This is a genomic window from Streptomyces sp. NPDC058375, assembly GCF_042723425.1.
In the GTDB taxonomy this organism is placed as follows: domain Bacteria; phylum Actinomycetota; class Actinomycetes; order Streptomycetales; family Streptomycetaceae; genus Streptomyces; species Streptomyces durocortorensis.
Window position 1 is genome coordinate 1 of the sequence record NZ_JBHXJG010000271.1, and the last position, 9,482, is coordinate 9,482.

Sequence of the window (9,482 nt, forward strand, 5' to 3'; positions counted from 1 at the left end):
GGAGGGGGGGCGCGGGGGGTACCGGGGCCCCGGTAACCCGGTCGTGGCGCGCCGCAACCGGCCGCGGGACTGCCGGCCCGCGGACGACGCAGGGGCGGGGGCCGGGGGAGCCCCGCCCGGGCCCACCGCCCGTTTTCGGCCACCCCGGGCAGAGCGCGACCCTGTGAACCGATCCCTCCTCCCGTCCGTGTCCTTACTGCGGAACTTCGGTGGAGACATCGGCGATGCGCGACCGGTATGCGGACAGGGGTTCCGGACAGCGGCCGCACCACTTAGATTTCGCGCACGTTACGACAAGGATCGCGCGAGGGGACGGATCGATATGCCGGAATCGCCCACACCAGCACCACCGGTTTCACCAGCAGCGGGGCGGCGCGGGCCTACCCCGAAGTCCATAGTCGTCTGGAGCCTGGTGGCCCTGGCCGGCGCGGCCGGGTGGGCCACCCTCGCGCTCTCGCGGGGTGAGGAGGTCTCCGCCGCCTGGATGCTGGCAGCGGCCCTCGGCTCGTACGCCATCGCGTACCGCTTCTACTCCCGGTTCATCGCGAGCCGGGTCCTGAAGGTCGACAAGAACCGCGCGACCCCCGCCGAACGGCTGGACAACGGGGTCGACTTCCATCCCACCGACCGCCGGGTCCTGTTCGGCCACCACTTCGCCGCCATCGCGGGGGCGGGGCCGCTGGTCGGCCCCGTGCTCGCCGCGCAGATGGGTTATCTGCCGGGCACGATCTGGCTCGTCGTCGGCGTCATCTTCGCCGGCGCCGTCCAGGACATGGTGACGCTCTTCTTCTCCACCCGCCGCAACGGCCGTTCGCTCGGTCAGATGGCGCGCGACGAGGTGGGCCCGGTCGGCGGGATCGCCGCCCTGGTCGCGGTCTTCATCATCATGATCATCCTGCTCGCGGTCCTCGCGCTGGTCATCGTGAACGCGCTCGCCCACTCGCCCTGGGGCGTCTTCTCCATCGCCATGACCATCCCGATCGCCCTCTTCATGGGCGTCTATCTGCGCATCCTGCGGCCCGGCAAGGTCAGCGAGGTCTCCTTCATCGGCGTCGCGCTGCTGCTCCTCGCGATCGTCTCGGGCGGCTGGGTGGCGGAGTCGTCGTGGGCGGACTTCTTCACGCTGGAGCCGGGCACCCTCGTCATCTGGATGATCGCGTACGGGTTCCTCGCCTCCGTGCTCCCCGTGTGGCTGCTGCTGGCCCCGCGCGACTACCTCTCCACCTTCATGAAGGTCGGCACGATCGGGCTCCTGGCCCTGGGCGTGGTCGTCTCGCTCCCGACCCTGAAGATGCCCGCTGTCACCGACTTCGCCTCCAGCGGCTCCGGCCCGGTCTTCGCCGGCTCGATGTTCCCGTTCGTCTTCATCACCATCGCCTGCGGCGCGCTCTCCGGCTTCCACTCCCTGGTCTCCTCCGGCACCACGCCGAAGATGGTCCAGAAGGAGACGCAGATCCGGATGATCGGCTACGGCGCCATGCTGGTCGAGTCGTTCGTGGCGATCATGGCGATGATCGCGGCCTGCATCATCGACCCGGGCCTCTACTTCGCCATCAACGCGCCCGTCGGCGTGATCGGCGACAGCGTCCAGTCCGCCTCCGAGGCCGTGGCCAACTTCGGGTTCACCATCACCCCGGACGCCCTGGCCCAGGCCGCCAAGGACGTCGAGGAACAGAGCCTGCTCTCCCGGACCGGTGGCGCGCCCACCTTCGCGCTCGGCATGGCGGAGATCTTCTCCGCGGTGATCGGCGGGGCGGGCATGAAGGCGTTCTGGTACCACTTCGCCATCATGTTCGAGGCGCTCTTCATCCTGACCACCGTGGACGCCGGCACCCGGGTCGGCCGCTTCATGCTCCAGGACATGCTGGGCAACGCCTACAAGCCGTTCCGCGAGGTCAGCTGGAAGCCGGGCGTCTGGTTCGCCAGCGCCGTCGTCGTCGGCGGCTGGGGCTACTTCCTCTGGGTCGGCGTGCACGACCCGCTCGGCGGCATCAACCAGCTCTTCCCGCTCTTCGGCATCGCCAACCAGCTGCTGGCCGCCGTCGCGCTGGCCGTCTGCACCACTCTGCTCGTCAAGTCCGGCCGCCTGAAGTGGGCGTGGGTCACCGCGGTCCCGCTCGCCTGGGACGTGGCGGTCACGCTCACCGCGAGCTGGCAGAAGATCTTCTCCGACGACGTGAAGGTCGGCTTCTTCGCCCAGCGCGACAAGTACCAGGCGGGCATCGACGCGGGCGAGGTGCTGGCCCCCGCGAAGAACATGGAGGAGATGCGTACCGTCGTCACCAACTCCACGGTCGACGGAGTGCTGAGCGCGCTCTTCGCGCTCCTCATCATCGTGGTCCTCGTGGACGCCGGCCGGGTCTGCTTCAACGCCATCCGCGACCCGGAGAGCGTCAAGCTCCACGAGACGCCGTACGTGGAGTCCAAGCTCGTCGCCCCGGCCTCGCTCATCGCCACCAAGGAGGAGAAGGCCGAACTGCTCGCGGCGGGCGTCGGCCCCGAGGGCGGCATCCGCAAGGAGTCGGTGGAGACGGGAGGCCGGACATGACCGTCGCGGACGTACGGCGGGTGGCGGGACGGATCCGCTGGTACGTCCGTGAGCTGACCGGCGAGTCCACGTACGACCGGTACGTGGCGCACGCCCGGTCTCACGATCCGGACGCACCGGTGATGACCCGCCGCGCCTTCGAGCGCAGCCGTACGGACGCCCGCGAGGCCAACCCCCGCGAGGGCTTCCGCTGCTGCTGAGAGCAGCCCTCGGCCGATCGGGGCCGTCGCAACCCCTCTCCAGGGTGCGGCGGCCCTTCTCGTGCCCCTCGCGCGACCCGGGCGCCGTGCGATTCCCGGTGCGCGGAGCCCTCACCGTAGATAAGGATGTGCCCATGACATCCCGCTCCCGGTCGCCCCGGCTCCGGCCCCTCCTCCTGACCGTGACCCTGGCACTGACGCTGGCGGCGGCGACGGGCTGCGGCACCACGCCGGCGCCCGACGCGCAGGCGGCGGGCCGGAGTTCCCCGGCCGATCCGGCGCCCGACCGGGCGGAGCTGGAGGCGCGGGCGAGCGCCGCGCAGCTCGTCGCGGAACATGTGTGGGTGACCGAGGCCGCGGGCTACGCCCTGGCGCGCCAGTCGGTCGGGGTGCTCGGCGACGACGGGTTCGGCAGCGTCTACACCGAGCCGGAGGGCGGGCAGATCCAGCTGTCGGTGGAACGCCTCCCGCACGCCGACGCCGACTGTACGGACGGACCCGCGGCGGGCAGCGACCGGGAGCCCGTGGTGACGTGCGAGCGGGACGGCGAGCAGTGGTACCGGGCCACGGAGTCGGGCCACGCGTACGCCCAGGAACAGGACGACCTCGTGATCACGGTGAGCGGGGAGCGCGAGAAGGTGGACCGGGCGACGCTGCGGTCGGCGGCGCGGGCCGCCCACCGCGCCGACGACCACGAGCTGGACCAGGTGCTGCCGTCGGCCGAGGAGGCCTCCGGGCGGCAGCCGGTCGAGCGCGGCGACCTGCCGCCGGAGGGCGACGGCGCGCCGAACAACGAGGTGGGAGCGAGCGGCTGATGGATCTAACGATCAGGGTGGCGGAGCCCGGCGAGTACGCCGTGCTCGGCGAGATCATCGCCGAGGCGTATCTCGGCGACGATCTGCTGGACGGCCCGCAGGACCCGTATCTGCTCAGACTGCGGGCCGTCGAGCAGCGGGCGGCCGAAGCGGAGGTGCTCGTCGCGCTGGATCCGGACGGGGCCGTGCTCGGGGGTGTGACGTATGCCGCTCCCGGCACTCCGTGGCGCGACATCGCCGGTCCGGACGAGGCCGAATTCCGGATGCTGGCCGTGGCCCGGGCGGGGCGCGGACGGGGCGTGGGAGAGGCTCTCGTGCGGGCGTGCGTCGAGCGGGCCCGGTCCGCCGACGGTGTCCGCGCGCTGCTGCTGTCGACGCAGCCGGCGATGCTCTCAGCCCATAGGATCTACCGTCGGCTCGGCTTTCTGCGGACCCCCGAACGGGACTGGGAACCCGTGCCGGGACTGCGCCTCATGACCTTCCGGCTGGAGCTGGAGGCGGCTTCCTGAGGGGCGTATTAAATCGACGCGACACAACATGTGGGGGCCGCAGCTTCTGGCGGCCCCCACATGTATGCTCGACCTCGCTGTCGCCGCAGGGGAATCCGGTGCGAATCCGGAACTGTCCCGCAACGGTGTGATCAGTGTGCTTTTGCACACCTGCAAGTCCGAAGACCTGTCGACAGCGCGTCCGGCTCGACCGAACCGGACGCCAGACGTCCGGGCCTCGCGGATAGGCCGGTGGACGCCGTCAGCAGTGCTGCCCCGCCCCGGGTTTCGCGCTGCCCGGCTTCCCCGCCTTCCGCCGGCCCCCTGCCGAGCGAGGGAAAGCCCAGTGACCATCGCGCCCGCCGATCCGGTTTCAGCCACCGAATCCGCTGCCTCCACCACGTCCGGCGAAGGCACGAACGACGGACCCGGGACCGCCCTGCTGCGGACCCTGACCGACCTGACCGTCGATCTGCCCGACACCGACCCCGGACGGGTCGCCGCCTCCGCGCTGCGCGGGCGCAACGCCCGCTCTGACGAGGCCGAGTTGCGCTCGCTGGCCACCGAGGCGGCAGCGGGTCTCATCTCCGAGGACCCGGCGTACTCCAAACTCGCCGCCCGGCTGCTGACCCGTACGATCGCCGACGAGGCCGCGGGCCAGGGCGCGACGTCCTTCTCCGCCTCGGTCGCCGTGGGCCACCGCGAGGGCCTGATCGCCGACCGCACCGCCGCCTTCGTGGAGCTGCACGCCAAGGCGCTGGACGAGCTGGTCGAGCGGACGCTGGCCGAGGGCGCGGACGACCGTTTCGGCTACTTCGGTCTCCGTACGCTGCACAGCCGTTACCTGCTGCGCCACCCGATCACCCGCCAGGTCATCGAGACCCCGCAGCACTTCATGCTGCGCGTGGCCGCGGGCCTCGCCGAGGACGAGTCGGTGCGGGCGCTGGACGAGGTCGCCGCGCTCTACGGGCTGATGAGCAAGCTGGACTACCTCCCCTCCTCCCCCACGCTCTTCAACTCCGGCACCCGGCACCCGCAGATGTCCTCCTGCTATCTGCTGGACTCGCCGAAGGACGAGCTGGACTCGATCTACGACCGCTACCACCAGGTGGCGCGGCTCTCGAAGCACGCGGGCGGTATCGGCCTCTCCTACTCCCGTATCCGCGCCCGGGGTTCGCTGATCCGGGGCACCAACGGGCACTCCAACGGCATCGTGCCGTTCCTCAAGACGCTGGACGCCTCCGTGGCGGCGGTGAACCAGGGCGGCCGGCGCAAGGGCGCCGCGGCGGTCTACCTGGAGACCTGGCACGCGGACATCGAGGAGTTCCTGGAGCTCCGCGACAACACGGGCGAGGACCAGCGGCGTACGCACAACCTGAACCTGGCGCACTGGATCCCGGACGAGTTCATGCGCCGGGTCGACGCGGACACCGAGTGGTCGCTGTTCTCCCCGGCCGACGTGCCCGAGCTGGTCGACCTGTGGGGCGACGACTTCGACGCGGCCTACCGCGCGGCCGAGGCCGAGGGGCTGGCCCGCAAGACGATGCCGGCGCGTGAGCTGTACGGCCGGATGATGCGAACCCTCGCGCAGACCGGCCAGGGCTGGATGACGTTCAAGGACGCCTCCAACCGGACCGCGAACCAGACCGCCGAGCCGGGCCGGGTCGTGCACTCCTCGAACCTGTGCACGGAGATCCTGGAGGTCACCGACGACGGCGAGACGGCCGTCTGCAACCTGGGCTCGGTCAACCTGGGCGCGTTCGTCAGGGACGGCTCGATCGACTGGGACCGCCTGGACTCCACCGTCCGTACGGCCGTGACCTTCCTCGACCGGGTCGTCGACATCAACTTCTACCCGACCGAGCAGGCCGGGAACTCCAACTCCCGCTGGCGGCCGGTGGGCCTGGGCGCCATGGGCCTCCAGGACGTCTTCTTCCAGCTGCGCCTGCCGTTCGACTCGCCGCAGGCCCGCGCGCTCTCGACGAAGATCTCCGAGCGCATCATGCTCGCCGCGTACGAGGCGTCCTGCGACCTCGCCGAGCGCTCGGGCCCGCTGCCCGCATGGTCACAGACGCGTGCCGCGCGCGGTGTGCTGCACCCCGACCACTACGACACCGAGCTGAACTGGCCGGAGCGCTGGGACGCGCTGCGCGCCCGGGTCGCGAAGACCGGTATGCGCAACTCCCTTCTGCTCGCCATCGCGCCGACCGCCACGATCGCCTCGATCGCCGGCGTGTACGAGTGCATCGAGCCCCAGGTCTCCAACCTGTTCAAGCGCGAGACGCTCAGCGGTGAGTTCCTCCAGGTCAACGCCTACCTGGTGGACGAGCTGAAGAAGCTCGGCGTGTGGGACGCCCGCACCCGTGAGGCGCTGCGCGAGGCCAGCGGCTCGGTGCAGGGCTTCGCCTGGATCCCCGAGGACGTGCGGGCGCTGTACCGCACGGCGTGGGAGATCCCGCAGCGCGGTCTGATCGACATGGCGGCGGCCCGTACGCCGTTCCTCGACCAGAGCCAGTCGCTCAACCTGTTCCTGGAGACGCCGACGATCGGCAAGCTCTCCTCGATGTACGCGTACGCCTGGAAGCAGGGGCTGAAGACGACGTACTACCTGCGTTCGCGCCCGGCGACCCGGATCGCCCGTGCCGCGTCCGGCCAGGCGTCGGCCGCCGCCCCCATTCCCGTACAGCAGGCGCAGGCTCCCGACGCGGACGCCATCGCCTGCTCCCTGGAAAACCCCGAGTCCTGCGAGGCCTGCCAGTAATGAGCTCAAACGAAGAGAAGAACCTGCTCGACCCGGGCTTCGAGCTGACCCTGCGTCCCATGCGCTACCCGGACTTCTACGAGCGCTACCGGGACGCGATCAAGAACACCTGGACCGTCGAGGAGGTCGACCTCCACTCGGACGTCGCCGACCTCGCGAAGCTGTCGCCGGGTGAGCAGCACATGATCGGCCGGCTGGTGGCGTTCTTCGCGACCGGTGACTCGATCGTCTCGAACAACCTCGTGCTGACGCTGTACAAGCACATCAACTCCCCCGAGGCGCGGCTGTACCTGTCGCGGCAGCTCTTCGAGGAGGCCGTGCACGTCCAGTTCTATCTGACGCTGCTCGACACCTATCTGCCCGACCCGGACGACCGGGCGGCGGCGTTCGACGCGGTCGAGGAGATCCCCTCGATCCGCGAGAAGGCGCAGTTCTGCTTCAAGTGGATGGACTCGGTCGAGAAGATCGAGCGGCTGGAGACGAAGGCGGACCGCCGTCGCTTCCTGCTGAACCTGATCTGCTTCGCGGCGTGCATCGAGGGGCTGTTCTTCTACGGCGCGTTCGCGTACGTGTACTGGTTCCGCTCGCGCGGTCTGCTGCACGGTCTCGCCACGGGCACCAACTGGGTGTTCCGTGACGAGACGATGCACATGAACTTCGCGTTCGAGGTCGTGGACACCGTCCGCAAGGAGGAGCCGGAGCTCTTCGACGACGCGCTGGAGCAGCAGGTCACCGACATGCTGAAGGAAGCGGTCGAGGCGGAGCTGCAGTTCGGCCGCGACCTGTGCGGCGAGGGCCTGCCGGGCATGAACACCGAGTCGATGCGCCAGTACCTGGAGTGCGTCGCCGACCAGCGGCTCGCCCGCCTCGGCTTCCCGACGGTGTACGGCTCGGAGAACCCGTTCTCCTTCATGGAGCTGCAGGGTGTCCAGGAGCTGACGAACTTCTTCGAGCGCCGCCCGTCCGCCTACCAGGTGGCGGTCGAGGGCTCGGTCGGGTTCGACGACGACTTCTAGATCTGAGGGGGTTTCTCAGACCCTGACCCACACCCTCAGGTGAGGGCGCCGCGTGGCAGTGACAGGCCGCGCGGCGCTTTCCGTTTCCGGGGGTCCGGCCGCCGCCCGCCGCCCGCGTTCCGCCTCCCGCAGCTGGCGGTCGATGCGGCGTTCACGGACGACGCCGAGGGCCACGGGCGCGAGGACGAGGGCGAAAAGTGCTGCTACGACCAGGTAGTTCAGGAATGTGTTCATGCCTCTACTCTGGACCGCCCGGGCGAAATTCATCAGTGGCAGGACTGCCATCGGACGTCAAATAGCTGCCACACTTGGCGCATGCTGACCAATGTCGCCGCTCTCCTCCTCGACGAGGTCCACCCCTTCGAACTCGGCGTCCTGTGCGAGGTGTTCGGACTCGACCGCAGCGAAGAGGGCCTGCCGGTGCACGACTTCGCCGTGGTCTCCGCCGAGGGCCCCGTCCTGAACACCCACGCGGGCTTCACCATCACGACGCCGCACGGCCTGGAGCGGCTGGAGGAGGCCGACCTCATCGCCGTGCCGGCGGGCAGCCACTTCATGCAGCGGGAGTATCCGGAGGAGGTCCTGGCCGCGCTGCGCCGGGCCGTGGAGCGCGGCTCGCGGGTGCTGAGCGTCTGCTCGGGGGCGTACGTCCTCGGCGCGGCCGGGCTGCTGGACGGCCGCCGCTGCACCACCCACTGGCGGCACGCGGCGGAGCTGTCCCGGCGCTTCCCGAAGGCGATCGTCGAGCCGGACGTGCTGTACGTGGACGAGGGCGCGGTGATCAGCTCGGCGGGCACGGCCGCCGGGATCGACGCCTGTCTGCACCTGATCCGGCAGGAGTACGGCCCGGACGCGGCCAACACCCTGGCCCGGCGCATGGTGGTGCCGCCGCACCGGGACGGCGGGCAGGCGCAGTACATCAGCCGCCCGCTGCCCCGCAACGCCTGCGACACGGTCGGCTCCACCCTGGCGTGGATGGAGCAGCACCTCGACCAGGAGATGACGGTCGAGCAACTGGCCGCGCAGGCGCACATGTCGCCGCGCACCTTCGCCCGGCGGTTCCAGCAGGAGACCGGGACCACGCCCTACCGCTGGCTGCTGCGGCAGCGGGTGCTGCTGGCCCAGCATCTGCTGGAGACCTCCGACCGGACGATCGACACGATCGCGGGCCAGACGGGCTTCGGCACGGCGGCGACGCTGCGCCACCAGTTCGTACGGTCACTGGGCACCACGCCGAACGCCTACCGCCGGACCTTCCGGGGCCCGGCGGCCACGGCCGTGCCCGACGTCGCCTGAGAGAGGTGCGGACGGGTCAGACGCCGCAGCTGGGGGCCGACCAGAAGCGGCTCGGCCCCTGGTTGACGTGCACGTGGTCGTTGTGGCCGGAGTAGCCGGATGCCCCGATACTGGCTGCTCAGTGCGTTGGCCTTGGCCGTGCCCGCCGCGACCTTGCCGCCGGCCCAGGTGCCGTTGCACTTGTTCAGCTCGGGGTACGTGAAGTGGGCCGACGTGCAGTCGTTGTCCTGGAGCGCGTAGAGCTTGGCCTGGGTGGCGGGGCCGGCGACCCCGTCGGCGGCCAGGCCGTAGGCCGCCTGGAACCGCTTGACGGCGGCGCTGGTGGCGGGGCCCCGGCCACCGGGCGGACCGGTTGCCG

Annotated in this window: 8 protein-coding genes, 1 pseudogene and 1 riboswitch; of the genes and pseudogenes, 7 read left to right on the forward strand and 2 right to left on the reverse strand. The window is 70.5% G+C overall.

Features of this window, described 5'->3' with window-relative positions; all coding sequences use genetic code 11:
* Nucleotides 1-322 precede the first annotated feature (322 nt).
* From ACFWM7_RS30080 to ACFWM7_RS30105, 6 genes are all read left to right on the forward strand, one after another.
* Nucleotides 323-2,548, forward strand: a complete 2,226-nt coding sequence (locus tag ACFWM7_RS30080; protein WP_383266502.1) for a carbon starvation CstA family protein — start codon at nt 323-325, stop codon at nt 2,546-2,548.
* On the forward strand, nt 2,545-2,748 hold the full coding sequence (locus tag ACFWM7_RS30085) for a YbdD/YjiX family protein (RefSeq protein WP_383266505.1): 204 nt from the start codon (nt 2,545-2,547) through the stop codon (nt 2,746-2,748). Before ACFWM7_RS30080 ends, ACFWM7_RS30085 begins: the two co-directional genes overlap by 4 nt.
* Before the next feature lie 134 nt (nt 2,749-2,882).
* Complete coding sequence (locus ACFWM7_RS30090) at nt 2,883-3,563, forward strand: hypothetical protein (protein WP_383266508.1); 681 nt, start codon at nt 2,883-2,885, stop codon at nt 3,561-3,563.
* Nucleotides 3,563-4,072 (forward strand): GNAT family N-acetyltransferase, encoded by a 510-nt coding sequence (locus tag ACFWM7_RS30095; protein ID WP_383266510.1) that lies wholly within the window; start codon nt 3,563-3,565, stop codon nt 4,070-4,072. The genes ACFWM7_RS30090 and ACFWM7_RS30095 overlap by 1 nt, the downstream gene beginning before the upstream one ends.
* 52 nt (nt 4,073-4,124) lie before the next feature.
* A riboswitch (cobalamin riboswitch) is annotated at nt 4,125-4,261 on the forward strand.
* A gap of 136 nt (nt 4,262-4,397) precedes the next feature.
* Nucleotides 4,398-6,812 (forward strand): ribonucleoside-diphosphate reductase subunit alpha, encoded by a 2,415-nt coding sequence (locus ACFWM7_RS30100; RefSeq protein ID WP_383266513.1) that lies wholly within the window; start codon nt 4,398-4,400, stop codon nt 6,810-6,812.
* Entirely contained in the window at nt 6,812-7,828 is a 1,017-nt protein-coding gene (locus ACFWM7_RS30105) for a ribonucleotide-diphosphate reductase subunit beta (protein ID WP_383266515.1), read from the forward strand. The genes ACFWM7_RS30100 and ACFWM7_RS30105 overlap by 1 nt, the downstream gene beginning before the upstream one ends.
* A 15-nt stretch (nt 7,829-7,843) precedes the next feature.
* Here ACFWM7_RS30105 and ACFWM7_RS30110 read toward each other — a convergent pair whose 3' ends face one another.
* Entirely contained in the window at nt 7,844-8,062 is a 219-nt protein-coding gene (locus tag ACFWM7_RS30110; protein WP_383266517.1) for a hypothetical protein, read from the reverse strand.
* An 81-nt stretch (nt 8,063-8,143) separates the two neighbouring features.
* Between ACFWM7_RS30110 and ACFWM7_RS30115 the strand changes: the two genes are divergently transcribed.
* A complete protein-coding gene (locus ACFWM7_RS30115) occupies nt 8,144-9,124 on the forward strand; it encodes a GlxA family transcriptional regulator (RefSeq protein ID WP_205083323.1) in 981 nt (326 codons plus the stop codon).
* 16 nt (nt 9,125-9,140) lie between these two features.
* Here the strand turns inward: ACFWM7_RS30115 and ACFWM7_RS30120 are convergent.
* Nucleotides 9,141-9,482: pseudogene (locus ACFWM7_RS30120) on the reverse strand (peptidoglycan-binding protein); the annotation flags it as partial.

What these genes read in the sequence shown, in the direction of transcription:
- ACFWM7_RS30080 (WP_383266502.1), top strand. Translation starts at nt 323, where the DNA reads ATGCCGGAATCGCCCACACCAGCACCACCGGTTTCACCAGCAGCGGGG.
- ACFWM7_RS30085 (WP_383266505.1), top strand. Translation starts at nt 2,545, where the DNA reads ATGACCGTCGCGGACGTACGGCGGGTGGCGGGACGGATCCGCTGGTAC.
- ACFWM7_RS30090 (WP_383266508.1), top strand. Translation starts at nt 2,883, where the DNA reads ATGACATCCCGCTCCCGGTCGCCCCGGCTCCGGCCCCTCCTCCTGACC.
- ACFWM7_RS30095 (WP_383266510.1), top strand. Translation starts at nt 3,563, where the DNA reads ATGGATCTAACGATCAGGGTGGCGGAGCCCGGCGAGTACGCCGTGCTC.
- ACFWM7_RS30105 (WP_383266515.1), top strand. Translation starts at nt 6,812, where the DNA reads ATGAGCTCAAACGAAGAGAAGAACCTGCTCGACCCGGGCTTCGAGCTG.
- ACFWM7_RS30110 (WP_383266517.1), bottom strand. Translation starts at nt 8,062, where the DNA reads ATGAACACATTCCTGAACTACCTGGTCGTAGCAGCACTTTTCGCCCTC.
- ACFWM7_RS30115 (WP_205083323.1), top strand. Translation starts at nt 8,144, where the DNA reads ATGCTGACCAATGTCGCCGCTCTCCTCCTCGACGAGGTCCACCCCTTC.